At 72.4% G+C, this 26,080-nt stretch carries 26 protein-coding genes; 20 read left to right on the top strand and 6 right to left on the bottom strand.

Annotation, left to right across the window (positions count from 1 at the left end; translation table 11 throughout):
- Positions 1–68: 68 nt before the first annotated feature.
- Both KME79_RS12695 and KME79_RS12690 read left to right on the top strand, forming a co-directional pair.
- Positions 69–527 carry a nitroreductase family deazaflavin-dependent oxidoreductase gene (locus KME79_RS12695; RefSeq protein WP_219544592.1) on the top strand — a complete coding sequence of 153 codons (459 nt, stop codon included), beginning with the start codon at positions 69–71 and terminating at the stop codon, positions 525–527.
- A gap of 57 nt (positions 528–584) precedes the next feature.
- Entirely contained in the window at positions 585–1,397 is an 813-nt protein-coding gene (locus KME79_RS12690; RefSeq protein ID WP_219544591.1) for an ion transporter, read from the top strand.
- Positions 1,398–1,428: 31 nt separating this feature from the next.
- Here the strand turns inward: KME79_RS12690 and rpsD are convergent, their stop codons facing one another.
- Positions 1,429–2,043 carry a 30S ribosomal protein S4 gene (gene rpsD / locus KME79_RS12685; protein ID WP_148032396.1) on the bottom strand — a complete coding sequence of 205 codons (615 nt, stop codon included), beginning with the start codon at positions 2,041–2,043 and terminating at the stop codon, positions 1,429–1,431.
- A 66-nt stretch (positions 2,044–2,109) separates the two neighbouring features.
- Here rpsD and KME79_RS12680 point away from each other — a divergent pair, with 66 nt between their 5' ends.
- Both KME79_RS12680 and KME79_RS12675 read left to right on the top strand, forming a co-directional pair.
- Positions 2,110–2,838, top strand: coding sequence for a DUF2470 domain-containing protein (locus KME79_RS12680; protein WP_219544590.1), 729 nt, complete (start codon positions 2,110–2,112; stop codon positions 2,836–2,838).
- A 76-nt stretch (positions 2,839–2,914) separates the two neighbouring features.
- Complete coding sequence (locus KME79_RS12675) at positions 2,915–3,433, top strand: hypothetical protein (protein ID WP_219544589.1); 519 nt, start codon at positions 2,915–2,917, stop codon at positions 3,431–3,433.
- Positions 3,434–3,897: 464 nt separating this feature from the next.
- Here the strand turns inward: KME79_RS12675 and KME79_RS12670 are convergent, their stop codons facing one another.
- Positions 3,898–5,100, bottom strand: a complete 1,203-nt coding sequence (locus tag KME79_RS12670) for an ROK family transcriptional regulator (protein WP_219544588.1) — start codon at positions 5,098–5,100, stop codon at positions 3,898–3,900.
- Between the two features lie 136 nt (positions 5,101–5,236).
- Here KME79_RS12670 and zwf point away from each other — a divergent pair, with 136 nt between their 5' ends.
- The 4 genes from zwf (at position 5,237) to eda (ending at position 10,595) form a co-directional block, all read left to right on the top strand.
- Positions 5,237–6,712, top strand: coding sequence for a glucose-6-phosphate dehydrogenase (zwf, locus tag KME79_RS12665; protein WP_271277664.1), 1,476 nt, complete (start codon positions 5,237–5,239; stop codon positions 6,710–6,712).
- 5 nt (positions 6,713–6,717) lie between these two features.
- Positions 6,718–8,664, top strand: a complete 1,947-nt coding sequence (gene edd / locus KME79_RS12660; protein WP_219544636.1) for a phosphogluconate dehydratase — start codon at positions 6,718–6,720, stop codon at positions 8,662–8,664.
- 232 nt (positions 8,665–8,896) lie between these two features.
- The gene (gene glk, locus KME79_RS12655) at positions 8,897–9,856 is read left to right on the top strand and encodes a glucokinase (RefSeq protein WP_219544587.1); all 960 of its coding nucleotides are present in this window, start codon (positions 8,897–8,899) and stop codon (positions 9,854–9,856) included.
- Between the two features lie 127 nt (positions 9,857–9,983).
- Positions 9,984–10,595, top strand: coding sequence for a bifunctional 4-hydroxy-2-oxoglutarate aldolase/2-dehydro-3-deoxy-phosphogluconate aldolase (gene eda, locus KME79_RS12650; protein WP_219544586.1), 612 nt, complete (start codon positions 9,984–9,986; stop codon positions 10,593–10,595).
- Here the strand turns inward: eda and KME79_RS12645 are convergent, their stop codons facing one another.
- Positions 10,596–11,177 (bottom strand): hypothetical protein, encoded by a 582-nt coding sequence (locus KME79_RS12645; RefSeq protein ID WP_219544585.1) that lies wholly within the window; start codon positions 11,175–11,177, stop codon positions 10,596–10,598.
- A gap of 134 nt (positions 11,178–11,311) precedes the next feature.
- Here KME79_RS12645 and KME79_RS12640 point away from each other — a divergent pair, with 134 nt between their 5' ends.
- From KME79_RS12640 to KME79_RS12625, 4 genes are all read left to right on the top strand, one after another.
- A complete protein-coding gene (locus KME79_RS12640) occupies positions 11,312–12,370 on the top strand; it encodes a helix-turn-helix domain-containing protein (protein WP_219544584.1) in 1,059 nt (352 codons plus the stop codon).
- Positions 12,371–12,464: 94 nt separating this feature from the next.
- Positions 12,465–13,460, top strand: coding sequence for an alpha/beta hydrolase (locus tag KME79_RS12635; RefSeq protein ID WP_219544583.1), 996 nt, complete (start codon positions 12,465–12,467; stop codon positions 13,458–13,460).
- A 126-nt stretch (positions 13,461–13,586) separates the two neighbouring features.
- A complete protein-coding gene (locus tag KME79_RS12630) occupies positions 13,587–13,805 on the top strand; it encodes a hypothetical protein (protein ID WP_219544582.1) in 219 nt (72 codons plus the stop codon).
- 196 nt (positions 13,806–14,001) lie between these two features.
- Entirely contained in the window at positions 14,002–14,223 is a 222-nt protein-coding gene (locus tag KME79_RS12625; protein WP_219544581.1) for a hypothetical protein, read from the top strand.
- Between the two features lie 84 nt (positions 14,224–14,307).
- On the opposite strand, the gene KME79_RS12620 is transcribed toward KME79_RS12625, so the two are convergent.
- Positions 14,308–14,862: a hypothetical protein gene (locus KME79_RS12620; RefSeq protein ID WP_219544580.1), complete on the bottom strand. Its 555-nt coding sequence runs from the start codon at positions 14,860–14,862 to the stop codon at positions 14,308–14,310.
- Between the two features lie 215 nt (positions 14,863–15,077).
- On the opposite strand from KME79_RS12620, the gene KME79_RS12615 reads away from it, so the two are divergent.
- The 8 genes from KME79_RS12615 (at position 15,078) to KME79_RS12580 (ending at position 23,623) form a co-directional block, all read left to right on the top strand.
- Entirely contained in the window at positions 15,078–16,466 is a 1,389-nt protein-coding gene (locus KME79_RS12615) for a hypothetical protein (protein WP_219544579.1), read from the top strand.
- A gap of 185 nt (positions 16,467–16,651) precedes the next feature.
- Positions 16,652–18,001 (top strand): extracellular solute-binding protein, encoded by a 1,350-nt coding sequence (locus KME79_RS12610; protein ID WP_219544578.1) that lies wholly within the window; start codon positions 16,652–16,654, stop codon positions 17,999–18,001.
- The gene (locus KME79_RS12605; protein WP_246639717.1) at positions 18,001–18,966 is read left to right on the top strand and encodes a carbohydrate ABC transporter permease; all 966 of its coding nucleotides are present in this window, start codon (positions 18,001–18,003) and stop codon (positions 18,964–18,966) included. Before KME79_RS12610 ends, KME79_RS12605 begins: the two co-directional genes overlap by 1 nt.
- Positions 18,963–19,784, top strand: a complete 822-nt coding sequence (locus KME79_RS12600) for a carbohydrate ABC transporter permease (protein ID WP_308248885.1) — start codon at positions 18,963–18,965, stop codon at positions 19,782–19,784. The genes KME79_RS12605 and KME79_RS12600 overlap by 4 nt, the downstream gene beginning before the upstream one ends.
- On the top strand, positions 19,781–21,043 hold the full coding sequence (locus KME79_RS12595; protein WP_219544577.1) for a 6-phospho-beta-glucosidase: 1,263 nt from the start codon (positions 19,781–19,783) through the stop codon (positions 21,041–21,043). Before KME79_RS12600 ends, KME79_RS12595 begins: the two co-directional genes overlap by 4 nt.
- Positions 21,040–22,008, top strand: a complete 969-nt coding sequence (locus tag KME79_RS12590) for an N-acetylglucosamine kinase (RefSeq protein ID WP_219544576.1) — start codon at positions 21,040–21,042, stop codon at positions 22,006–22,008. Before KME79_RS12595 ends, KME79_RS12590 begins: the two co-directional genes overlap by 4 nt.
- A gap of 102 nt (positions 22,009–22,110) precedes the next feature.
- Positions 22,111–22,323: a hypothetical protein gene (locus KME79_RS12585; protein ID WP_372452419.1), complete on the top strand. Its 213-nt coding sequence runs from the start codon at positions 22,111–22,113 to the stop codon at positions 22,321–22,323.
- 22 nt (positions 22,324–22,345) lie between these two features.
- Positions 22,346–23,623 carry an ROK family transcriptional regulator gene (locus tag KME79_RS12580; RefSeq protein WP_308248884.1) on the top strand — a complete coding sequence of 426 codons (1,278 nt, stop codon included), beginning with the start codon at positions 22,346–22,348 and terminating at the stop codon, positions 23,621–23,623.
- A 60-nt stretch (positions 23,624–23,683) separates the two neighbouring features.
- On the opposite strand, the gene KME79_RS12575 is transcribed toward KME79_RS12580, so the two are convergent.
- Both KME79_RS12575 and KME79_RS12570 read right to left on the bottom strand, forming a co-directional pair.
- Positions 23,684–24,640 carry a cyclase family protein gene (locus KME79_RS12575; RefSeq protein WP_246639716.1) on the bottom strand — a complete coding sequence of 319 codons (957 nt, stop codon included), beginning with the start codon at positions 24,638–24,640 and terminating at the stop codon, positions 23,684–23,686.
- A 121-nt stretch (positions 24,641–24,761) separates the two neighbouring features.
- Positions 24,762–25,925, bottom strand: coding sequence for an MSMEG_1130 family ribosome hibernation factor (locus KME79_RS12570; RefSeq protein ID WP_219544575.1), 1,164 nt, complete (start codon positions 25,923–25,925; stop codon positions 24,762–24,764).
- Positions 25,926–26,080: the final 155 nt, after the last annotated feature.

The following is a 26,080-nucleotide window of genomic DNA, read 5'->3' as shown; positions in this document are numbered from 1 at the left end:
GTTGTCAGGCAATCAGGTGGGTTTTATACCACAGCAGCCTCATTGCCAGCCGCTTGTACACTGCTTGAATGATCAAGGGCACGTTCCAGTGGCTGGCCGGTACCGAGTGGTTCATGCGAGCCGGCCCGAGGATGGTGCCGAAGGTCGAGCGGCTGATCGACAAGATGTCCGGCGGCAAGCCGGTCGGCGGCGACCGCTCCCTGGTCCTGATGACCACCGGCGCCCGGTCCGGGGAGCCGCGCCGCACCCGGCTGGCCTGCGTCCGCGAGCCCGGCGGCTCGCTGCTGGTCGTGGGCAGCAACTTCGGCGCCGAGCGCCACCCCGCGTGGACGGCCAATCTGCTGGCCCGCCCGGAGGCGGCCGTGTCCTTCCAGGGGCGCGAGATCCCGGTGAGCGCGCGCCTGCTGACCGGTGACGAGCGGGCCGCGGTGTGGCCGGGGCTGGTGGCGGGCTCGCCGTTCTACGAGCGCTACACGGCCAGGTCCGGGCGGGAGCTGCGGGTCTTCCGGCTGATACCGGAGCAGTGATCCTTTTACTCCAAAATAGTCGGGCAATCCATCCCTTTCGAGGAGGAGCCCTCCCCCGTGCGTGAACGCCTCGGCGCCGTCCTGGCGCACCGGCACTTCCAGCGGTTCATCGTCGCCGTGATCCTGGTCAACGCCGCGGTCCTCGGTCTGGAGACCGTCCCCTCCGTGGCGTCCCGCTACGGCGACCTGCTGGCCCTGCTGGACCAGCTCGCGCTGGCGATCTTCGTGGTCGAGCTGGCGGCCAAGGTCTACGTGCAGCGTTCACGGTTCCACCGCGACCCGTGGAACATCTTCGACACGGTGATCGTCCTGATCGCGGTGGCGCCCGCCACGGCGAGCAGCCTGTCGGTGCTGCGCTCGCTGCGCATCCTGCGCGCGCTGCGCCTGCTGTCGGCGGTGCCGAGCCTGCGCAAGGTGGTCTCGGCCCTGCTGCGCGCGATGCCGGGGATGAGCTCGATCGTGGTACTGCTGTCGCTGGTGCTCTACGTGGCCGCGGTGCTGGCCACCAAGCTGTACGGGCAGACGGCGCCGGAGCGCTTCGGCAGCCTGCCGACGTCGTTGTTCACGCTGTTCCAGACGATGACGGGCGACGACTGGGGCAACATCGCGCGTGAGGTGATGGAGGTCCACCCGTCGGCCTGGATCTTCTTCACGATCTTCATACTGCTCTGCACGTTCGTGGTGCTCAACCTGTTCATGGCGGTGGTGGTGAGCGCCATGGACGAGGAGGCGAAGGAGGAGCGGGCCGAGATGGAGGACCTGTCGGCCGCCTCGACCCAGCGCATCCTGGACGAGCTGGCGGAGCTGCGCAAGGAGGTGGCGGCACTGCGCCGCGTCACCCCGCGGGCCAAGAAGCGCACCAGCGCCTGACGGCCCGCCGGGCACGCGCGCGCAGCGAGGGTCAGCGGGAGTAGAACTCGACCACGAGCAGCTCGTCCACGGGCACGGGCACCTGCTCCCGCATCGGGACGGCCAGCAGGGTGAAGGTCAGCGCGGGCAGGTCCACGCTCAGGTACGGGGCGGTGCGCTCGTCCGCGTGGATCCCCTCGGCCGCGGCCACGAACGGCTGCATCCGGCGCGACCGCTCCCGCACCGACACGACCTGGCCGGGCTTGACCAGGTAGCTGGGGATGTCCACCTTGCGGCCGTCCACCGCGATGTGCCCGTGCGCCACGTACTGGCGGGCGGCGTAGATCGACGGCGCGAGCCCGGAGCGCATCACCAGCGAGGCCAGCCGGGACTCCAGGATGGAGACCAGCTCGGCGCCGGAGGCCCCCGGCCGGCGCTCGGCCAGGTCCCAGTAGCGGCGCAGCTGCCGCTCCGACACGTCGTAGTACCAGCGCAGCTTCTGCTTCTCCAGCAGGCGGACCCCGTAGTCGCCGGTGTTGCGGCGATTGGTCTTGCGGCCGTGCTCGCCCGGGGGGTACGGGCGCTGCTCGAAGTAGCGGACGGCTTTCCTGGTCAGCGGCACTCCCGCGCGGCGCGACAGGCGCACCTTGGGACCGGTGTAGCGCACGTTCACCTCATTGTGCTTAGGTAATGCTTACTTAGGTAAGGCTAACCTACACGCCAAGGAGGCGCCATGCTGCCCATCCCACAGCGGATCCGCACTCTCGCCGCGACCGCCTCGGTGGTCAAGCTGACCGTCGACGGCGTCCCTGCCCGCGCCAGGGGCGGGGTCGACGAACGGGGCAGGCCGGTGCTGCTGGCGCTGCCCGGCGAGCCGCTGCACGGGCTGCACCGGCTGCACGAGGACGCCGTGGTGGCGGTCAACCTGGCGGCGATGCGCAGGCTCGGGGACGACGAGCACCCGCGCGGGCTCATGGAGGTGCAGGGCTGGGCGCAGCCGGTGCCGGCGGGCGAGGCGCGGGCGGCGGCGGTCACGGTGGCGGCGAACACGGCCGACGAGGCGCTGTTCGACGCCCTGGAGCGCTACGGGCGGCCGGACGCGCCCCGGCTGCTGCGGGTGGACGTGGCCCAGGTGGTGTACCTGACCGGGCAGGAGTCCGGGGTGCTGGACGCCGACGACTACCTGGACGCCGAGCCCGACCCGCTCGCCGAACCGGCCGAGCGGGTGCTGGCGCACGTCAACGCCGCGCACCGGGAGCAGCTGGCCAACGGGGTGTCCCGGCATCTCGGCAGGCCCGCCGGGGAGGTGTGGCTGTGGGAGCTGGACAGCCGGGGGGTCACGGTGCGGGCGGACGGCTCGCTCGTCCGCTTCCTCTTCCCGGCGCCCACGAGCAGCGGGAGCGACCTGGAGGCGGCGCTGAACGGCCTGCTCTGCACCTGCGGCCACCACCCGGCGGCCTGAACCGGGACGCCCTTCTTGATCACGATTCTCCGCTTCGCCGTTCGAGCACCGCCAGGGCTGACTATCATCTGCCTCTGTGAGAGAGACCGAACGGCGCGGGCGGATCCTGCAGATCGCCGGCACGCTGACCGGCACCCTCATGCTCGTCCTCGCCGGCGTCCTGGCCGCCGCCGGGTCGCCGGGCACGTCGCTCTCCACCGCCAGCATGCCCCAGCCGGGCGTGCCGGGTCTCGCCGAGCCGCGAGGGGCGATCGAGTCGGCGTCCGGCCGGGCCGACCCGCGTCACCTGTCGATGCCCCGCCGTGACGCGCGCCCGTCCCCCACGGGCACCCCTGACCGGCCCACCGCCCAGAGCTCCCCCCGCCCCTCGCCGTCGTCCGCACCGTCCTCGGTGGCGCCGTCCCCGGGCGAGACCTCCCTTGCCACCCCGTCCTCCCGTACGGACAGGGAAAGCCGGGCGGGCGCCCTCGCCCCCGCCGGCCCGGCCCTCACCACGGCCCACCCCGCCCCGGGCACCCGCCCGACCCCGACGGCCACCAAGACCAAGACGAAGAAGCGCCTCACGCGCCCCAACCGCATCCCCGGCCACCGCTGAGCACCCAGGAGAGCCCTCCTCCCCAACCCGGCACTACGGCGAGCTGAGCGGGCCAAAGGCACGCACGACGGCGCCCAGCCCGAGGGGGTTCCCAAAAGGTTTTCTCCCCCCGACACCAGAGAGATCGAGCCTGCGGCGCCCAGCCGGGGGTCCCCCGAAGGTTCCCTCCCCGACGCCTGCGGCGCCCAGCCCGGAGTCCCCACAGAGGTTTCTCTCTGCGACGCGTGCGGCGCCCAGCCTGAGGGGGTTCCCACGAAGGTTTCCCTCCCCGACACGTGCGACGCCCAGCCTGAGGGACTTCCTGAGGGGTCTCTCCCGACGGGAGAAAGATCCAGCCTGCGGCGCCCAGCCTGAAGGGGTTCCCACGAAGGTTCCCTCTCCCCCGCACGTGCGACGCCCAGCCCGAGAGTCCCCGAAGAGATTCTCTCCCTGACGCGTGCGACGCCCTGGTGGATCGGGGGTCGTCAGAGGGGTTTCGTGGGGTGCAGGGGGCGGCGGGTGGCGAGGGACTCGTCGACGGCCTCGGGTGAGAGGACGTGGTCGAGGACCATGACGGCGCAGCCGCTGATGCCGGCGGCCGGACCCAGCCGGCTCGGCTCGATGCGCAGCCGTCTGGTGGCCAGCGCGGTGGAGCGGCGGTAGACGACCTCGCGGATGCTGGACACCAGCGGCCCGAACGCCTCCGCCATGTCGCCGCCGAGCACCACGACCGACGGGTTGAGTATGTTGACCGCCCCGGCCACGACCTCGCCGATCCGGCGCCCTGCCTCGCGCACGGTCGCCATCGTCTCGGCGTCACCGGCCCGCACGAGGCGGGTCACGTCGGCGATGTTCTTGACGTCCTTGCCGGCGGCGCGCAGGTCACGCAGGAGCGCGGTGCCGCTGGCGACGGAGTCGACGCAGTCGACGTTGCCGCACCGGCACAGCACGCCGCCGCCGTCGCGTACCGGGATGTGGCCGATCTCGCCGGCCGCGCCGAGCGCGCCGCGCAGGATGCCGCCGCCGGCGATGATGCCGGCGCCGATCCGGGTGGACACCTTGATGAACATCAGGTCGTCCAGGTCGGGGTAGGCGCCCCGGTGCTCGCCGATGGCCAGCACGTTCACGTCGTTGTCGACCAGCACGGGCACCGGGAAGCGGGCCCGGACCAGCGGCGGGATCACCACGCCCGTCCAGGACGCCATCACCCTGGCGCTCTCGGTGCGGCCCTCGGCGAACTCGACGGTGGCGGGCATGCCCATCCCGACGCCCTTGACCATGGAGCGGGGCCGGTCGCCGAGCAGTTCGTCCCAGGTGTCCATGACGAGGGGCAGCACCACGTCGGGGCCCTGCTCGACGTCGATCGCGAAGTCCTGCCCGGCGAGCTCGCGGGCGCTCAGGTCGCAGATGGACACGCGGGTGCGGCTCGCGCCCAGCGCCGCGACCAGGACGACGCCGCCGGACGCGTTGAACTCCAGCCGCACCGGCGGGCGCCCGCCGGTCGAGGGAGCGTCCGCGCGCTCGACGACCAGGCCGCGTTCCAGCAGCTCGTCGACGCGGAGCTGCACAGCGGGGCGGGACAGGCCGGTGACCCGGCCGATGTCGGTCCGCGTCACGGCCGTACCGGTGCGGATCAGCTGCAGTACGTCACCGCTGGTGGCGAGGGTGGCTGCGGTACGTCGAGACATCGGCTAAGTGAACCACACCTAGTTGTGTCATGAAAAGTCGCTACTTTTTCATCTCAAATAGCAAAACTGTGCTTGTGTAGGACCGAAACCCTAGCTAGTGTCCGTTCTGTCCCCGCATTGGTAGATCATCGGAGTCGTGTTCGTGTCCCCGCTCTCGCCCTCCCCGGCCGCCCACACCGCCGACCTGGTGGTCTTCGGCGGTACGGGTGACCTGTCCATGCGCAAGCTGCTCCCCGCGCTGTACCACAGCGACAGGGACGGCCGGCTCTCGCCGGAGACGCGCGTCATCGCCCTGTCCAGGGGCGGGCTGACGGACGCGGACTTCCGCGGCAAGGTGGACGCCCAGGTACGCGACGTGGTGCCGGTCGACGACCACGCCATGTGGCAGCGCTTCCTGGGCCGCCTGCACCATCTGACGGTGGACGTGGGCGGGCAGGACCGCACCGGCTGGGACGCGCTGCGCGCGACGCTGGCCGAGGACCGCGACCGCGTGTTCTACCTGGCGAGCCCGCCCAGGACGTTCGGCCCGTTCTGCCGGGAGGTGGACCGGGCGGGCCTGGTGACCCCGCGCTCCCGGGTGGTGCTGGAGAAGCCGCTCGGCCACGACCTGCCGAGCGCCCAGCGGATCAACGACGAGGTCGGCGCCATCTTCGACGAGCACCAGATCTTCCGCATCGACCACTACCTGGGCAAGGAGACGGTGCAGAACCTGCTCGTGCTCCGCTTCGCCAACGCGTTCCTGGAGCCGATCTGGAACTCCCTCTGGATCGACCACGTACAGATCACCGCCGCCGAGACCGTCGGCACGCCCGGCCGGCGCGGCTACTACGACCACGCCGGCGCGCTCCGCGACATGGTGCAGAACCACCTGCTGCAGCTGCTGACGCTGACCGCGATGGAGCCGCCCGCGCGCAACGACCGCGAGGCGATCCGCGACGAGAAGGTGAAGGTGCTGCAGGCGCTGCGCCCGATCACCGGCGGCGAGGTCGGCCGCTTCACCGTGCGCGGCCAGTACACCGCCGCCGACGGCATGGCCGGCTACCTGGAGGAGCCCGGCTCGACGCCGCCGACCGAGTCGTCGGAGCGGGTGGAGACGTTCACCGCGATCCGCGCCGAGATCCGCAACTGGCGCTGGGCCGGGGTGCCGTTCTACCTGCGCACCGGCAAGCGGCTGCCGAACCGGCGCTCGGAGATCGTGGTGCAGTTCAAGGACGTGCCGCACTCCATCTTCCCCGGCGGCTCGCCGAACCGCCTGGTGCTGCGGCTGCAGCCGGAGGAGGGCATCGAGCTGCACATCATGGCCAAGGAGCCGGGCGCGGGCGAGGTGTCGCTCAAGCCGGTGCCGCTCAGCCTGAACTTCGGCGAGACGTTCCCCGCCCGCGTTCCCGAGGCGTACGAGCGGCTGCTGAGCGACGTGCTGGCCGGCAACCCGACGCTCTTCATGCGCCGTGACGAGGTGGAGGCCGCGTGGCGGTGGATCGACCCGATCCTGGACGCCTGGCGCTCCTCCCCCGAACTGCCCGAACCGTATCCCGCCGGGACGACCGGCCCCGCAGGCGCGCACGAGCTCCTCGGCCGCAGTGGCCGCGCCTGGCACGAGGAGGAGGCGTGACTTCTATGACTTCCATGCACCCCGTCATCCAGCGGATCACCGACCGCATCGCCGGACGCAGCGCGACCAGCCGGGCCGCGTACCTGGCCAGGATCCGCCGCGACGGCGAGAACGCCCGCGCGAAGGGCCCGGCCCGCGCGCACCTGGGCTGCGCGAACCTCGCGCACGGCTTCGCCGCCGCGCCCGACTCCGACAAGCCCGCCCTGCGCGGCACGGCCAAGCCGGGCGTGGCGATCGTCACCAGCTACAACGACATGCTCTCCGCCCATCAGCCGTACGAGACGTACCCGCCGGAGCTGAAGGCGGCGGTGCGCGCGGCCGGGGGCGTGGCCCAGGTGGCGGGCGGCGTGCCCGCCATGTGCGACGGCATCACGCAGGGCAGGGCCGGCATGGAGCTGTCCCTCTACAGCCGCGACGTGATCGCGATGTCGACGGCCATCGCGCTGTCGCACGACATGTTCGACGCGAGCCTGCTGCTGGGCGTCTGCGACAAGATCGTGCCGGGCCTGCTGATCGGCGCGCTGCACTTCGGCCACCTGCCCGCGATCTTCGTGCCGGCCGGGCCGATGACGTCGGGCCTGCCGAACAAGGTCAAGGCCCGCACCCGCCAGCTCTTCGCCGAGGGCAAGCTCGGCAGGGGCGAGCTGCTGGACGCCGAGGCGAAGTCCTACCACTCCCCCGGCACGTGCACCTTCTACGGCACCGCCAACTCCAACCAGGCGCTGATGGAGGTCATGGGCCTGCACCTGCCGGGCTCGACGTTCGTCAACCCGCACACCGAGCTGCGGCACGCGCTGACGGCGGCGGCGGGCCGCCGCGCGGTCGAGATCACCGCGCACGGCGCCGAGTACACGCCGATCGGCGAGCTGGTCGACGAGAAGGCGATCGTGAACGCGTGCGTGGCGCTGCTGGCCACGGGCGGCTCCACCAACCACACGCTGCACCTGGTGGCCATGGCGGCCGCCGCCGGGATCGTGCTGACCTGGGATGACCTGTCGTGCCTGTCCAAGGTGGTGCCGTCGCTCACCAGGATCTACCCGAACGGCCAGGCGGACGTGAACCACTTCCGCGAGGCGGGCGGCATGCAGGTGCTGATCGGCGAGCTGCTGGACGCGGGCCTGCTGCACGCCGACGTGATGACCGTGGCCGGGCCCGGCCTGGACCGCTACCGGTCGGCGCCGGAGCTGCGTGACGGCGAGCTGGCGTGGGAGCCGGTCATCGGCAGCTCCGACCTGGACGTGCTGCGCCCGGTGTCGGACCCGTTCGCGGCCGACGGCGGCATCCACGTGCTCTCCGGCAACCTGGGCACGGCCGTGAGCAAGGTGTCGGCGGTCAAGCCGGAGCACCTGGTGATCGAGGCGCCGGCGAAGGTCTTCGACGACCAGCTCGACCTGCTGCGCGCCTTCGAGGCGGGCGAGCTGGACGGGCAGGACTTCGTCGCGGTCATCCGCTACCAGGGGCCGAGCGCCAACGGCATGCCGGAGCTGCACAAGCTCACGCCGCCGCTGGCGGTGCTGCTGGACCGGGGGCAGCGGGTGGCGATCGTCACCGACGGCCGCATGTCGGGTGCCTCCGGCAAGGTGCCCGCCGCCATCCACCTGTCGCCCGAGGCGGCGGACGGCGGGCCGATCGCGCTGGTCCGCGACGGCGACGTGGTCCGCCTCGACTCGGCCGGGGGCACCCTGGAGCTGCTCGTGCCGGTCGAGGAGCTGGCCCGCCGTACCCCCGCGGGCCGCGCGCTCAGCGACGCCGAATGGGTCGGCACCGGCCGCGAGCTGTTCGCCACCTTCCGCCGCATGGCGGGCCACGCTGAGCAGGGGGCCGGCATCTTCGGCGTCAGCGGCGCCGAGTCGCCGCACCACGGCCCCGGGCTGGCGTTCCCCGCCGAGTCGGGCGCCTCCCACCTGGAGACGGGCATCCCGCTGCCCGCTCCCTCGGGAGCCTCCCGGTGACTCCTTCCTGGTCTCCCTCCGAGGGCACGCCCGCCCTTCGGCCCTCGGAGGGCATCTCCCGCGGCGGGAAACTCCCGGCCGCGCCCGGCCACCACCCTTCGGAAAGCATCCACGGCGGCGACCGCCTGGCCGGGTCCGTCCTCCGGGCCTTCGGCGGCGGGAGCCTCATGCTCTCGCGGGGCATGCGCTTCTCCCGGCCCTGCGGCTGTTCGGCACGCGCCGGACGGTCGCGATGAGGGCGCCGGAGCTGCCGTGGCTGGTCGCCGACATCGGGGGGACGAACGCCCGGTTCGGTCTCGTCACGGCGCCAGGAGCCGCGCCGTCACACGTGGCGGTGCTGTCCGGGGCCGTCTACCCGACGCTGCCCGACGCCGTGGCCGCCTATCTCTCCGAGCATGCGGGCGGGGTGCGGCCGGGTGCGGCGTGCCTGGCCGTGGCCGGGCCGATCGACGGGGACCGCTACCGGCTGACGAACTCGCCCTGGGCCGGGTCCACGCGAGACCTGGACGTCCCGTACGTGAAACTGCTCAACGACTTCGAGGCGCTGGCCGTGTCGCTGCCGCACCTGCGCGCGGACGAGCTGGTGCCGCTGGGCGGCCCCGAGCCTTCGTACGGGGTGAAGGCGGTGCTCGGCCCCGGGACCGGGCTCGGCGTGGGCGGGCTGGTGCCGACCGATCACGGCTGGGTGCCGATCCCCGGCGAGGGCGGTCACGTCACGGTGCCCGCGGCCGACGACAGGGAGCTGGAGATCGTCCGCGCGCTCCGTGCGGAGGGCCTGGACCAGGTGGTGGCCGAGCACGTGCTGTCGGGGCCCGGCCTGGCCCGCCTGCACCGGGCGCTGGCCCGGGTCAACGGCGTCGCGGCGCCGTCCCTGGCCGCTTCGGAGATCGTGGCGCGGCTCGGCGACCCGCTGTGCGCGGAGACGGTGGAGGTGTTCTGCGGGATGCTGGGGAGCTTCGCCGGGAACGTCGCGCTGACTCTCGGCGCGCGGGGTGGTGTCTACCTGGGCGGAGGCGTCCTTCCCCGTATCGTGGAACGCGTGTGCGCCAGCAACTTCCGCGCCAGGTTCGCCGCTAATCCCGACATGTCCGCATACCTGGCGGAGATCGGCACCTCGCTCATCGTCGCGCCGCAGCCCGCCCTGACGGGCGCCGCCGCCTGGCTCACCCAGCACGCGCCGGCGGCCCGATGACCGCCCACGCCACCCACCGGCCCACGCGGTGGCGGGCCTGGCGGCCGGCGTGGCCCGTCCCGATCGACCACCGTGCGCCGGGCGCCTCGCCGCGTCCCGGGCGTTTTCCGTACCTGAGGAGTTCCCGATGAGCCTGCTCGACCTCGCCCCCGTGATCCCCGTCGTGGTGATCGACGACGTGGAGACCGCCGTGCCGATGGCGCGGGCGCTGGTGGCCGGCGGCCTGCCCGTGATCGAGGTGACGCTCCGTACGGCCCACGCGCTGGAGGCCATCGCCCGGATCTCCGCCGAGGTCCCCGAGGCCAAGGTCGGCGCGGGCACGATCCGCCGCTCGGAGGACATCGCGGCCGCCCTGGAGGCGGGAGCGGGCTTCCTCGTGTCCCCCGGCACGACGCTGTCGCTCGTGGAGGCGATGGAGTCCAGTGGCCTGCCCTACCTGCCGGGCGCCGCCACCGCCTCGGAGGCGATGGCGCTGGCGGAGCGGGGCATCAAGGAGCTGAAGTTCTTCCCGGCCGAGGCGGCGGGCGGCGTCGCGTACCTGAAGTCCCTCCAGGGCCCGCTGCCGGACGTCCGCTTCTGCCCGACGGGCGGCATCCGCCCCGCCACCGCCCCCGACTACCTCGCCCTGCCGAACGTCGGCTGCGTCGGCGGCACCTGGCTCACCCCGGCCGACGCCCTGTCCGCCGGCGACTGGTCCCGCGTCGAGAAGCTCGCCTCGGAGGCCGCCGCCCTGAGGTGATCACCACCCGTCCCAGCCGCGGGAGCCGTACCAGTCGCCCACGATGCGCACGTAGATGTCGTCGGCGGTTTCCTGCGGGACGGCTCCTGGATGCCAGGCGAAGCCGGTGTTGCTGTAGATGGCCCATTCCGTCGTCGTGAAGCCGGCGCTGCCAGGGACCGGCACGCCGTCCAGGCTTCCGTGCTCGGCTCCTCCACCGCACACCCGGTACAGCCCCGCCCACTCGCAGGACTCGTAGTGGATCGGCCCTCGTTCCATGATCCTCTCCGCGTAGGCGCCCAGGGCCGGCGCCGACAGCGAGAACCGCAGCGCGAAAGGGGCGTTGTAGGCCAGCGCGACCACGGTCGCCCAGGTGATCAACCAGGGCGCCAGGCAGCGTCCGGCCCGGCCGGTGACCCCGCCTCTGTCAGCCGCCAGGGCGAACCGCAGCGCCCAGTAGACCATCAGAGGAAGACCGACGAGGACGACCGCCAGGAGCATCTCGACCCCGTACCAGAAGGGCACGCTCGCCCAGTACATGATCACTAGGGCCAAGGTGGACCACACGATCACAAAGGGCCATCCGGGCGGCTTGGCGATCATCGCCGCACACTAGCGCAATCTCGGGACGATCCGGCTCGTTCCCGGCAAGCTGTGGCCCGGTCTGTGTGGGACCGGGTGAGAGCGGGTCGTCACGGATCGCTACCGCTGTGGTCCGGCTCACCTAGGCTGAGGGGATGAGAGAGCTGGTGGGCCGGGTGTCGGCGCTCGACACCGAGGCCGGGGCCGCGGTGCGGGTCATCGCCTACTTCGACCGTCTCGTCCAGGCCCATGCCGGTCTGGAGGCGATCGTGCGCGGCGCCGCCATGCTGGCCGGTTGCCCCGCCTGCCTCTCCGACCCCGACCGCCACCTGCGGATCCGCGTAAGGGCCGACGGCGAGCGCGAGGACGCCCGGACCGCGCCCGACCCGGGCTGGCCCGCCCACCACGTGGGCAGCGGAGCGGCGGCGCTCCGGCTGGAGCGTCCCGGACGAGCGGGGCCCGTCGACGCCATCGTGCTCGAACGGGCCGCCGCCGCGGCGCGCGACGTGCTCGACCGCACCTGGGGCCGCGCGCCCGCCCGGCCGGGTGAGGATCCCGCCCTGGTCGAGCTGCTCTTGGACGCGGCCGCGCCGCCGCAGGCCCGGCTGATCGCCGCTCGGCGGCTCAACCTGGCAGGTGACGTACGGGTCCGCGCGGTCGCGGAGGAGGGCGGGCGGGCCCGGATCGAGCGTGACCCGGTGATCATCACTGACCGGCCCGGCGAGAAGCGCCAGGGGGTCGGCCCCGCCGTGCCCGTGCCGGAGCTTCCCGAGTCGTGGCGGCTGGCCCGCGTCGCGCTGCGCCTGGCGGCCGAGGGATCCGCCCAGGATCCCGGCCCTCGCGTGGTGTTCGCGGACGAGCTGGGCGGGCTGATGGTGCTCGCCGCCGCGGCCCGCCCGGACGGCGAGGCGGTCCCCGACGTCCTCGCCCTGGAGCGGGCCGGGTCGGCGGCGCCCTGGACTCTCGCCACCCTCCACGCCGTCGCCTACGCCCAGAGCCTGCGCGCGGCCGCCACGGAGCTGACCATCCACCACTCCACCCTGCAGGAACGGATGGCCCACGCCGAGCACCTGCTGGGCTGGGACGTACGCACCCCGCAGGGCCGCCTGCGCCTGCAGCTCGCGTTCGCACTCCGGCGGCTGGCCCGCCACCCCGAGCCGGGCAGGCCCGCCGATCGGCGGGGTCGCCGGGTAAACCCGCCGAGTGGCGGGTAAGGCCCGCCATCTGGCGGTCGATCCACCGGCCCGGCCGTGGCCACCATGGTCCCAGCGGCAAGTCGGCCGCGACGTCCGACCGAAAGGTTCTCCGATGAGCATCGACGAGTCCCCCGCCCGGCCGGCCGCGCCGGTGCCGTTCGACCCCGAACTCGGCGCGGCCCTGACCCTGATCCAGCAGCACATGCCCCCGCTCACGTCGCTGGACGAGATCCCCGCGCTGCGCGCGAACTCGGCCCTGATGCCGGTGCCCACCGCCGAGCAGCTCAGTCGCGACGGGGCGTTCGACGTGGAGGAGCGCGAGGTGCCCGGCCCGGCCGGAGCGCCCGACGTCACCCTGCTCATCTGCCGCCCCACCGGCGCCACCACTCCGCTGGCGGCCATCTACAACATCCACGGCGGCGGCATGATCGGCGGGAACCGGCTCGTCGGCCTGGACTCGCTGCTGGACGTGGCGCAGGAGCTGCGTCTGGTGCTCGTGTCGGTCGAGTACCGGCTCGCGCCCGAGCACCCGCACCCGGCCCCGGTGGAAGACTGCTACGCGGGTCTGGTGTGGACCGCCGAGCACGCCGCCGAGCTGGGCATCGACCCGGCCCGCATCCTCGTGGCCGGCGGCAGCGCGGGCGGCGGGCTCGCGGCGGCCGTGGCCCTGCTGGCCCGCGACCGCGAGGGCCCGGCCCTGGTGGGGCAGATGCTGATGTGCCCGATGCTGGACGACCGCAACGACACCCCCTCGTCCCTGCAGATGGCCGGTCTCGGCATCTGGGACCACGCGGCCAACGAGATCGGCTGGACCGCCCTGCTCGGCGACCGGCGCGGCGGCCCCGACGTCTCCCCCTACGCGGCCCCGGCCCGGGCCACCGACCTGTCGGGGCTGCCCCCGGCGTTCATCGACGTCGGCTCGGCCGAGACCTTCCGCGACGAGGACGTCGCCTACGCCACCCGCATCTGGCAGGCCGGCGGCCAGGCCGAGCTGCACGTCTGGCCGGGCGGGTTCCACGGCTTCGAAGGCATCGTCCCGCACGCCGCGATCTCCCAGGACGCCGGTGTGCCCCGGATGCGCTGGCTCCGCCGTATCCTCGCCCCCTGAGCCGCCCGCGCGCCCCAGCTGAACGGTCAGGAACGGAGAAGCGCCGGCCGCCGCGCCGCGCCTAGCGTGATCGTCATGGATGTCCCCGCTCACCGGAGCGGGGTCGCTCGTCTCGCAAGGAGAGCCATGAACGGGAACACGTGGGTCCGGCGGGCGCACCGCTGGCTGTCCATGACCTTCACGGTGACCGTCGTCGTCACCGTCGTCGCCATCGCCGTCGCGGGGCAGGAGGGGCCGGCCGAGTGGATCTACTACCTGCCGCTCCTGCCCCTTGCCCTGCTCCTGCCCACCGGCCTGTACCTGTTCGTCCTGCCGTATACCGCCAAGCGGCGCAGCAGGCGGTGACGCGCCCGAGCTTGTCGTCACGTTGGGTAAAGTGTTCATTACCTCAGGTGCCCGGCGACGGTTGCCGAGCGACCGCACCGGACTGCCGCCTCGTGGTCTCTCGGCGACCAGCCAGGCACCGACTAACCTTGACGACAGCCGGGACCTGACTGCGGTCATCAGCCAGGTCCCTGCCCCCACGGTAAGGGAGATCGACTTGAGCACCAAGAGCACGGAGGAGCGTGTGAGCGCCTTGGAGTCTTGGGCTTTCCAAACCGGCCGGGACCTCGCCGAGATCAAAGCGGTTCAGGCGGAGCATACGAATCGGCTCGCCGCCATGGACGAACGACTGACCGGCATGGACGAGCGGATGGTCCGCCTCGAATACGGCGTGGGCCTGCTGCTCGATCACCACGGCATCCAACGTCCTCAGCCATAGCCCTCAGAAGGGAGAGTGCTTCCGGTAGTGATGCCGGAGGCGTTCTCCGCGAACGGCCAGTGCGGGCTGCGACCTGCCGTCAGGTCAGCACAGTCTCCTGAGGTCGGCGAAGTCCGCGTTGATGTCCGCGATCACCTGGTTGGGATCGCCGCCCGTCATACCGGTCAGGCGGAAGTTCAGCTCCTGGAACTCGTCTGCCAGCCGGCGGATGGTCGCTCCCACCGCTCCTTGCGCGTCGAGGCCCGCGCCCATCAGGTCCTGGTAGGCCTGGCGGGCCGCGGCTGCCTGGCCTGCGCGGGTGGTCCCGGCGTCCCGGCGGTATGTGGCCAGCGCCGTCTCCGTTTCGTCGCAGCCGGCGGGCCGGACCGCTGGCAGCGTTGCGGGGGGATCCTCGGCCACCGGGGTGGAGCTCGGCACCGGCGGTTCGGGAGTGCGGGATTCGGGAGTGCGGGATTCGGGGGTGCTGGATTCGGGGGTGCTGGGCTCGGGCGGAGGGCTCGAGGTCTGCGGTGCGGGCGAGGTGGGCGCGGGATCCGGTGACGACTGCGCGGCCGAGGGGGTGGGTTCCGGGCCGGGCTGCGGGGGCTGCGGCATCAGGTACGCGACCAGGGCGACCACGGCGGCAGCCGCGGTCGCCATAGCGCTCACGGCCGTCCAGTCCGGGCCACCTTTCGGCCGTGCTGATCGCTTCTCCGCCATGGCCTCATCCTCGCCGAGCCGCCGGGCCGGGTCCAGAAACGCCTCCTGCCGATCTTGATACGCCCGCGTGGAGATCCCCCGGCGTTCCAGGAAGCGGCCGGCGACTACCCGCACGGTTAAGATCGCCTTTCCGGCGATCTCCAGGGCAGGCCACCGTGTACCTGATCTACCGCTCATGGGACCAGGGCGTTCTCGGCAAGCGCGTGTGGCGGATGCCCCAGCCGACGGTGCTGGAGTGGGTCCATGACGTGTGGGAGGACGCCACCGCCGGGGACACGTACGAGTGGTTCGAGCGCGAACTGGGCACGGGGATCTGGGATCTCGCGGCCCTCTTCAGAGGCGGCGCACGGCCGCGCAACATGGAGGAGCTGCGCACCCTGGCCCGGACCGGGGTGTCGGAACTCCAGCAGTGCAACGTCGACGCCCACAGCGTGCGCGTGCTCGCCGACTCCCTTTGGTATGAGGTGGCGTACTACCTCGTCGACGACTCCGCCGTGGCGGCCAGCCCCGGCCTCTGGTCCTACGCCGTGCACGACGGGCCGCTGCCCGCGACCGTGAACACCCCCGCCGGCGGGTTCACACCACCGTGGAAGACCGTCGACCTGGCCGGATCGTCCGGGACGGGCACCGTCTACGCGGTCCTGCTCACCTGCAGGGCGAGGCACTTCAGCATCGGACGGGACGACACCTACGCCTTCCGGGGCGTCCGGCTCCCGGAGTTCGCCGCCGCGCTGCGCTCGCTCGGCACCACCGGCGAATGGCCGCTGGAACTGATGGTGTTACGGTCGCTGATCGCGCCGGACGAGGACGGCATCGCGGCGGCGCTGGAGCGCTGCAACCGATGGCCCGGCTATGCCGAGCCGCCGGACGACTACCTCGCCGACCTCAGCTCCCACGCGGCGGCGCTGGAGCTGATCCGGACCGCCCGCGGCCGCGAAGGCACGGTCATCCACGTGGACGAGCATGTGGTCCAAATGCTCATCGCGGAATGGGGCGAGACACGTGAGCAGTGGTTCTTCTTCGACGACCGGTGGGCCGGCGGCCATCCCGATCTCGCCGCGTCGCTGATGTGGTTCGCCTACCACTGGGATCCTCTCTGCTCGCGCCACCACTTCAGAGACAAGCCGTGCTCTGACAACCGCGTGCTCTACATCGCCGTGATGGAAGAGGACGGCCGGGTACGGGTGCGCGAGGCGGGGCCGATGGACGACGAGCGGTTCTGGAAGTTCTACCGTTGGCACCACAGCAGGCGACCGCTCGGCGAGGTGACCGCCGGCGACGTGCTCGGCGCGGTGGAGGTCCAGTTCCAGCAGCCGGCGCCCGACTCGTGCAGGTTCACCGAGTTCCAGATCACCCGCACGAGCCACGGCCCGGCCGTCGCCGCGATGCTCGCGGACCGCATCCGGCACGACCTCAAGGAAGCGGGCATCACCCGGTCCGACGGCTGGTTGCAGACCCGCTATCCGCACGGGAGTCGTTTCTTCCGCGCCGTCGGCCGGCTGCGCCGGTCCGCTGATGGGCCCGACTTCCTCGTCATTGCCTGACCGGCCTCTCGATAGTCAACATTCTTACCCTTGATGCTCCGTACCGCTCGCCTTGGGCGGCGTAACGAGGTGGTTTCGGGCCTTGACCGCTCCGGTCTGCCCGCTTACCGTCACCTTTGAGTTAGGAAGCTTTACTATCTCTTGGTGGACGACGTAACCCCCACACCAGCTCATAGGAGACTCTCGTGCGCTTCGTCCCTCTCGTGGCGGCCGGGCTGCTGGCCCTGTCGCTCACCGCATGCACCGCGGGCAAGGAGGCACCGCCGTCGCTCGGCGCCCAGCCCGCCGCGAGCGGCACCGGCCAGGCCGCCGCCGCGCTGCCCCCCGCCACGCTGGAGCTGTGGCACGGCTTCTCCACCGACGTCGAGACGAAGGCCTTCGAGGAGGCGGTCGCGGGCTTCACGGCGAAGTTCCCGCAGATCAAGGTCACCACGAAGAAGGGCATCCAGGACGCCCAGATCACCCAGGCGATCCGCGGCGGCAAGGCGCCCGACGTGGCGGCCTCGTTCACCACCGACAACGTCGCCCAGTGGTGCAGGAGCGGCGCGTTCCAGGACCTCACCGCGGTCATCGAGCAGGACGGCATCGATCTGGGCGTGCTCCCGGCCGCGGCCCGCGCCTACACCGAGTTCGAGGGCAGGCGGTGCACGATGCCGCTGCTCGCGGACGCGTACGGGCTCTACTACAACAAGGCGCTGATGAAGGGCGGGCAGCCGCCGAAGACCCTGTCGGAGCTGACCGAGCTGACCAAGAAGCTCACGGTCCGCGACGCCGACGGGAACATCGAGGTCGCCGGGTTCATCCCGAGCTTCCAGTATTACGAGAACTCCCCCAGCCACCTCGGCCCGATGGTCGGCGCGAAGTGGTACGAGGACGACGGCACCTCGGCCATCGGCTCCGACCCGGCGTGGAAACAGCTGCTGCGGTGGCAGAAGGAACTGGTCGACTGGTACGGCTACGACAAGCTGGAGAAGTTCCGCAAGGGCCTGGGCGACGAGTGGGGAGCCGAGCACCCGTTCTTCGAGGGCAAGGTCGCCATGATCCTCGACGGCGAGTGGCGCAACGCCATGATCGCCAACGACCCCGAAGCCAAGGACCTGGACTACGGCACCGCCCCGCTGCCCGTCGCCGACGACAAGCCCGAGCTGTACGGCAGCGGCTTCACCGCCGGCACGGTGATCGGCGTGCCGAGGGGCGCCGCGCACCCGCAGCACGCCTGGGAGCTGGTCAAGCACCTCACCACGGACACCGAGTCGCTGGTGACGCTGTCGAACGCGCTGCGTAACGTACCGACCACCAAGGCCGCCATGGAGCACCCGGACCTGGCCAAGGACGCGAACTTCGCGACGTTCCTCGACATCTTCGACCACCCGAAGACGACGTCGATGCCGGCCAGCGTCAACAGCGTCTTCAACCAGGACGCCTTCTCCACCTTCCTCATCCAGTGGGAGAAGGGCGCGGTCAAGGACCTCGACGCCGGGCTGGCCGGGGTGGACAAGCGGATCGACGACAAGCTGAAGCTGTCCGGGGGCTGATGATGGCCTCCACCCACGTCGCGCGGCGCGGGCACGCCCTCGCCCGGCCGTCGCGCCGGCGGCCCGGCGAGGGCCTGCGCGCCCTGCTGTGGCTGTCGCCGTGGATCGCCGGCGTGACGGTCTTCTTCGTCTACCCGCTGCTGTCCACGGTCTACTTCTCCTTCCACCGGTACGACCTGTTCACGCTGGAGTTCATCGGCCTGGACAACTACCGCTACGCCTTCTCCGACCCGCGCGTGCTGCAGTCGGCGCTGAACACCCTCTGGCTCGTCGTGTTCATGGTCCCGGCCCAGGTGGTGTTCGCGCTGGGCGTGGCGCAGCTGCTGGCCAAGCTGAAGAGCGGCGGCGGGATCCTGCGGACGATCTTCTACCTGCCGTCGCTGGTGCCGATGGTGGCGGGCACGGTCGCCTTCGTCTACCTGCTCAACCCGGCGACGGGCCCGGTCAACCAGCTGCTGGCCTGGTTCGGGATCGCCGGCCCCGACTGGTTCGGCAGCGCCGCCTGGGCCAAGCCCACCCTCACCCTGCTCGCCCTGTGGGGCGCCGGCAACACCATCATGATCTTCCTGGCGGCGCTGCTGGACGTGCCCAGGCATCTGTACGAGGCCGCCGCGATCGACGGGGCGGGCGCCTGGCGGCAGTTCCGCAGCATCACGCTGCCGACGATCTCCCCCGTGCTGATGTTCTCCGCCGTCACCGGCGTGATCTACGCCGTGCAGTACTTCACCCAGGCGATGATCGCCTCCCGGGTGGCGTCCGGCGCGACCGACTCGGCCGGCACCACGTTCACCCCCGGCTATCCGGACGGGTCGCTGCTCACCCTGCCCCAGCACCTGTTCCACACCGGGTTCCGCGACTGGTCGATGGGGCTGGCGTGCGTGCACGCGCTGCTGCTGTTCGCGGTCGCGATGCTGTTCACGCTGATCCTGCTGCGTCAGTTCGGCAAGGCGGAGGTGACGTCGTGAGGCGCCGCCTGATGTGGGTCGCCCAGCACTCGCTGGCCATCGCGCTGGCGCTGATGTTCCTCGGACCGGTCGCGTTCGTGACCCTGACCGCGCTCATGACGGACGAGCAGGCTCTCACCAGCCGGCTCTGGCCGGAACAGTGGAACTGGGCCAACTTCGCCGACGTCTTCGCCCGCTCGGAGCTGCTCACCTGGACGCTCAACACGTTCCTGTACGCGTCGCTGGCGACGGTGTTCATGCTGGTGTCGTCCATCCCGGCGGCCTACGCCCTGTCCCGCTTCCGCTTCCGCGGCCGCAAGGCGGCGTTCCTCGTGGTGATCAGCGCGATGATGCTGCCGCCGCAGGTCGTGGCGGTGCCGATCTACCTGGTGTGGGCGCGGCTGGACCTGACGGACTCGCTGTGGCCGCTGATCCTGCCGATGCTCTTCGGCGACGCGTTCTCGATCTTCCTGCTGCGCCAGTTCCTCATCACGATCCCGCGCGACTACACCGACGCGGCCAAGGTGGACGGCTGCTCGGACGCGCGGATCCTGTTCCGCGTCATCCTGCCGATGGCCCGCCCCGCGATCGCGGCGGTGGCGCTGTTCTCGTTCTTCTACTGCTGGAACGACTACTACGGGCCGCTGCTGTACGCCGGGGTCGACCAGGAGGGCTGGACCCTGTCCCTCGGGCTGGCCACCTTCAAGGCCTTCCACAGCGTGCAGTGGAACCTCACCATGGCCGCCACCCTGCTGGTGACCGCCCCGGTGATCATCGTTTTCCTCTTCGCCCAGCGGGTCTTCATCGAGGGCGTGACATTGACGGGGGTGAAGGGTTGAAGCTCGCCGTGGTCGGGGGCGGCTCGACGTACACGCCGGAGCTGGTCGACGGGTTCGCCCGGCTGAGTGAGGATCTGCCGCTGACCGAGCTCGCCCTGGTCGATCCGGCCGCGGAGCGGCTGGAACCGGTGGCGGGCATGGCCCGCCGGATGCTGCGGGCGGCCGGGCACCCGGCCGCCGTGACCGCGACCGGCGACGTCCGGGCGGGGGTCGAGGGGGCGGCGGTCGTGCTGCTGCAGCTCCGGGTGGGCGGGCAGGCGGCGCGCGAGGTGGACGAGACGCTGCCGCCGCGCTGCGGCTGCGTCGGCCAGGAGACGACGGGCGCGGGCGGGCTGGCCAAGGCGCTGCGGACGGTGCCGGTGGTGCTGGACATCGCCGAGACGGTCGCCCGGCACGCTCCCGGGGCGTGGATCGTCGACTTCACCAACCCGGTCGGCATCGTCACCAGGGCGCTGCTGGACGCCGGGCACCGCGCGATCGGGCTGTGCAACGTGGCGATCGGCTTCCAGCGCCGCTTCGCGGCCACGCTGGGCGCCGACCCGTCGCGGGTGTCGCTCGGGCACGCCGGGCTCAACCACCTCACCTGGGTGCGGTCGGTCCTCCTGGACGGCGAGGACGTGCTCCCCGGCCTGATCCGGGAGCACGGCCGGGAGATCGCGGCCGACGTCGGGCTGCCGGTCGAGCTGATCACCAGGCTGGGCGCGGTGCCGTCGTACTACCTGCGCTACTTCTACGCTCACGACCTGGTGGTGGCCGAGCAGCGGACCGAGCCGTCGCGCGCGGCGCGGGTGGCGGAGATCGAGCGGGAGCTGCTGGCCCTGTACGCCGACCCGGCGGTGACGGCCAAGCCGGAGCTGCTGGGGCAGCGGGGCGGCGCGTTCTACTCCGAGGCCGCGGTGGCGCTCATCGCCTCGCTGCTCGGCGACCGCGGCGACGTCCAGGTCGTCAACGCGCGCAACGGCGGCGTGCTGCCGTTCCTGCCGGACGAGGCGGTCGTCGAGGTGCCCGCCAGGATCACCGCTTCGGGCGCGGAGCCGCTGCCGGTCGCCCCTCTTGAGCCGCTGTACGCCGGGCTCGTCGCGCACGTCTCGGCGTACGAGACGCTCGCCCTGGAAGCCGCCCTGCGCGGCGGGCGCGAACGGGTCGCCGACGCGCTGCTCGCCCACCCGCTCGTCGGCCAGGAGCATCTGGCGCGCGAGCTGACCGGGCTGCTGCTGGAGGCCAACCGCGCGCATCTGCCCTGGGCGGGGACCCGTTGAGGACGATCCTGGCGGTCGACGGCGGCAACAGCAAGACCGACCTCGCGCTGGTGGCCGAGGACGGCACCGTGCTCGCCACCGGCCGGGCCGGGCCGTTCGTGCCGCAGAGCGCCGGAGTGAGCGCCGCCGCCGACGTGGTGGAGCGCGCCGCCCTGGCGCTGCGCGACGGCATGGCCGCGCCGTACGCCGACGTCCTGGCGGCCTTCCTGGCCGGCGCCGACTTCCCGCGCGAGGAGGAGGCGCTGCGCGCGGAGTTCCTGGCGCGCGGCTGCGCGGGCGAGGTATCGGTGGCCAACGACACCTTCGCGGTGCTGCGCGCGGGCGCGTCCCGGCCGTGGGGCGTCGTCGTGGTGTGCGGGGCCGGCATGAACGCCGCCGGCGTCTCCCCCACCGGCGAGGTGGCCCGCTTCCCCGCGCTCGGCCGGCGCAGCGGCGACTGGGGCGGCGGCGAGGACCTGGCCGAGCACGTGCTCTGGCATGCCGCCCGCGCGGAGGACGGGCGCGGCCCGGACACGGCGCTGGCCGAGCTGGTCCGCACGCGGTTCGGCACGGCGAGCGTCACGGAGGTGGTGCTGGCCCTGCACTTCGGCGAGCTGGACCCGGCCCGGCTCCACGAGCTGGTGCCGGGCCTGTTCGCCGTCGCGGCCGGCGGCGATGCCGTGGCCAGGGGCCTGGTCGCGCGGCAGGCCGACGAGGTCGCGGTGATGGCCAGGGTGTGCCTGGACCGGCTCGGCCTGCTGGACACGCCCGCCGAGGTCGTGCTCGGCGGCAGCGTGCTGACCGCGCGCGACCCGTACCTGCACGGTCTGATCGAGACCTCGCTCGGCGCGAGCGCGCCGCACGCGCGCGTCCTCGTCACCGCCCTTCCCCCGGTCGCGGGCGCCGCCCTGGCCGGGCTGGACCTGCTCGGCGCGGCCGAGGCCGCGCACGCCCGAGTTCGCGAACACTTCAGGAGGAGCACGTGAGGAAGCTGATCCCCGCCGCGCTCGCGCTGGCGCTGCCGGCCACCGTGAACGGTCCCGCCGCGGCCACCGACCAGCCCGCCCGCCAGGCCCGCCACCGGCGCGGTGGTCAACGGGCCCAACGACGCCGGGCTGTTCGAGGACGGCCTCGGCGGGCACTTCGAGGAGATGCCGCCCTGCCCGGCGGACGGCACGGACCGCTACGAGCGGTTCACCGGCCACGGCAGCCGTTTCGTCGACGACGTGCGCTCCTGGCAGGCCTCCGAACCGGCCGACGATTTCGCGGCGATCGCCCTGTACGCTCTCACGTTGACGTGACGCTGCTCACCCCGGAGGTGACGTGAAGCCCTCTGTCCACGGGACGCCGCGGCTGATGCGCGCGATCAACGACCGCGCCGCGCTCCGCATCCTGCTGGAGAAGGGCCCGCTGACCCGCCCCGAGCTGAGCAGGCTCACCGGCCTGTCCAAGCCGACGGCGTTCCAGCTCCTGGCCCGCCTGCAGGAGGCGGGCCTGGTCGTCAACGACGGCGTCCGCACGGGCCAGGCCGGGCGCACGGCCGAGGTCTACCGGGTCAACGGCGCCGCCGCGTACGTGGCCGCGCTGGATGTCACCCCGGGGCGGATCGGCGTCCGGGTGGCCGACATCACCGGCGCCGTCGTCGGCGAGGCCGACTACCCCGCGCCTTTCCCCGAACCTTCACCCGCGTCTTCACCGGCACCCTTTCCCGCGTCTTCCCCCGTACAGCCGCCTGAAGGGGGCGGCCTCGTCGAGCGGCTGCGGGCGGCGGTGGAGGCGGCACGACCGCCGGGCCCGCTGCGCCGCGTCGTCATCGGCGTGCAGGGCGCCGTCGACCCCACGACCGGCAGGCTCGACCACGCCGCCGCCGAGGACATGCCCGGCTGGCAGATCCCCGATCTGGTGCCCACGCTCACCGCCGGGCTCGGCGTCACCGTCGACGTGGAGAACGACGTCAACCTCGCCGCCCTCGCCGAGCAGGCGCACGGGGCGGCGGCCGGCTGCCCGGACTTCGTGCTGCTCTGGGCCGGCGAAGGGCTGGGCGCCGCCCTCGTGATCGGCGGGCGGCTGCACCGCGGCTTCTTCGGCGGCGCCGGCGAGGTCGGCTACATGCCGATCCCCGGCGCGGCCACGGCCCGCGACGGCGGCCGGTTCGGCCACCACGGCTACCAGGCGCTGGCCGGTGGGCCTGCGCTGCAGGACCTGCTGCGCTCGTACGGGGTGCGCGGGGCCGACTTCCGCGAGTCGGTGGCGACCGCGGCACGCCTGGCCGAAGGCACCGGGAGAGCCGCCCAGGAAGCGGCGGCGGGCCTGCGGACGGTGGCCTCCCGGGTCGCGCTCGGCCTGGCGACCATCGCCGCGGTCGTCGACCCTGGGCTCGTGGTGCTGGCCGGGGGCCTGATGTCCGCCGGGGGCGAGCCGCTGCGCGACCTCGTCGAGCGCGAGCTGCGGGTGCTCGACGTCGACCGGCCGCAGGTCCGGCTCTCCGCCGTCGACGGCAACCCGGTGCTGGTGGGCGGGCTGGACCTGGCACTGGCCCGGGTCAGGGACGAGGTCTTCGGCCACGCCCGCGACGGCGCCCCGGCCGAGGCGGGCCGCTGACCGCTGTCGCGTACGGCGACCTGGGCCGGGTCCTTGAGCGTCCTCGTCGTAGAAACGCGGTCAGAATGTGGCGATCGGGTTGACCGGACTGCCGGACGTGCCGGCGAAGCGGACCGGCGCGACCGCGAGGTGGAAGTCCCACTGGCCGAGCTCGGCAGCCGTCGTCGCGCACGCCTCCAGGTCGCAGTTGTCGAGCATCCACAGACCCATCGCGACGAGGCTCACGGCGTGGACCGGCATCAGCACGCCTTCGTACCCCGATGGCAGAACGTCCTGCGGGGTGTCGGCGCCGATCAGCGCGACCTCCCGTTCGTGCAGCCACGGCAGGCAGGACGCGTGCCACCCGGCCTGGCTGAAACCGCTGACCGGACCGGTCTCGTGCCGGACGCGGCCGTAACCGGTCCGCAGGAGCACCGCATCGCCGGATCGCACCCGCACACCCTGGCGACGCTCGGCCTCCTCCAGATCGTCGGGGAACACCCCCTGCCCCGGTTCCAGCCCCGGCACATCCCGCGCGCTCGCGACGTCCAGCAGGACACCCCGCGTGACGATCCCGTTCGCCGCCGCCGTGACGGCCGCCCACGCCGAGCCCGTCGCGGCGTCGACCAGCGCGTGCGACCGCCCGTTGTACATCGTGCCGTCCCAGAAGATGTGGCACGGCGAGTCGACGTGGGTGATGGCGTTGCCGTGGAACGTGACGCCGATCCGCTCGGACGAGAAGCCCCAGTGCCGGTCGTTGCGGAATCCGGGCGCCGGCATGTCCTCGGCACCCGGCATGTCGGCGGCGCACGGGCAGGTCGTCGTCGACCGCTCCATGTCCTCCGGTACGGCGACCTCCCATGCGCATGACACGCTCCTGCCGTGACGCACGGCCCGCGCCGCCGCCAGCCGGACGTCGTCGGTGATGTGGTTCAGCGTGCCGAGCTCGTCGTCGTCGCCCCACCGTCCCCAGTTCGACAGCGTGTCGAAGTATCCGAGCACGTCGTCCTGCGTGGGCACCGGTCGCCCTGCCGTCATCCCGGCATCGACTCCTCCGGTCGCGATGTTGGAGGCACCGCAGGCAGGGTATCCCGCTCGCTCCCTCAGGAACCAGCGAGTCAATCGTGACGGCGGACGATCCCGGGGCCCGCCGCATGCCTCACCATCGGAGCAGGGCGCCGATGCCTCCGGCGTCGCCGAGGACTCCGGCGCCGGCGCCCTCGATCGGGCTGACCCTGGCTCCGGTGGCGAGGGCCCGTTCCACCAGCCGCTCGGTCAGCCGGGGCTCGGGCGTGTGCCGCCGGACTCCGGTCTCGGTGTCGGCGTACAGGGTGCCGTCGGCGTCCACCGAGCCGACGTAGCGCACCTCCGGGTCGTACGCCAGGTGGGCGACCCGGCCCTCGTTCAGCGCCCCGGCCACCTGGGACAGGCCCAGCGCGCCCTTCTTGCTCAGCCCGGCGTCCAGGACCTGTTCGAGCAGCCGGCGCTCGCTCGCGGTGTGCTCGGCGTGGAGCCGTTCGGTCACCGCGGCCAGCAGCCCTGAGTCGTCGAGCCCGGCGAGCACGCGCGTGTCCCGGATCACCCGGTCCCGCAAGGGCTCCGGGAGCTTGCCGGCGAGGATCTCGGCCCACTGATCGCCGCCGCTGACCAGGATCCGCTCCCACCGCCGTTCCTCGGTCAGGTTCGTGACGGTCTCCGCCACCCGGTCCAGGAACCGCTGCGCCCAGGCCCGCTCGCGGGCCTTGCGCTGCTCCCGCATCGGCGTGTTGTACTGGCCCGCCGGTCCACCGCCGATCTGGCCGGCCCGCTCGTGCGGCGCCTCCAGGTCCTCCTGTTCCAACTGGCTCACCTGCCGCAGGCGGCCGAGCCGCCATTCCAGCAGCCGGGCCTCGTCGCTGGAGACGAGCACGACCCCGGCCGGCCGGCCCTCGTCCAGCAACTCCAGCAACGGGTGGACGAACGGGCCGTCGTCGAGCACGACCCGATTCGGCACCGGCATCTGGCTGTCCAGGCGTACCACCCAGTCGTCGCCGAGCGCGGCGAAGGCGATCCGGCCGCGGCCGGACTCGATGGGTGTGGCGAGCTCTTCCACCTCGGGACCGAGCCGGTCCAGCGCGGCGACCACCTCGCGACGGCGCTCCGCCGGTCCCTCCTCGGCCACCCGGCGCCGCAGCTCCCGGTACCGGTTCTTCAGGTCGATCGCCGCGGCGTTCCGGTCCCCGCCCGGATCGGCGTTCACGTACACCGACAGCACCCCGGCCGCGTCGGTGCGCCCCGACAGCTCCAGCAGGGCCTTGTCATCCAGTTCCTCGATGGCCGCCAAGACTCTCATCCTTTCCCCCGGTGGCTGTGAGCTGCTCCCTACCCGAACGTGTCCACTTCGCACCGTTTTGAGGTGTTTGGCGCATTAACCATGCATCGCATTCATGTCCGTCCATACAGAACATGCGTTTGCCTGATGTGACGCCGCTCGCTTCA

It is taken from the genome of Nonomuraea harbinensis, from assembly GCF_019396385.1.
GTDB lineage: Bacteria > Actinomycetota > Actinomycetes > Streptosporangiales > Streptosporangiaceae > Nonomuraea > Nonomuraea ferruginea.
The sequence above is the reverse complement of the archived record's forward strand: the minus strand, read 5'-3'. Positions and strand labels throughout refer to the sequence as shown.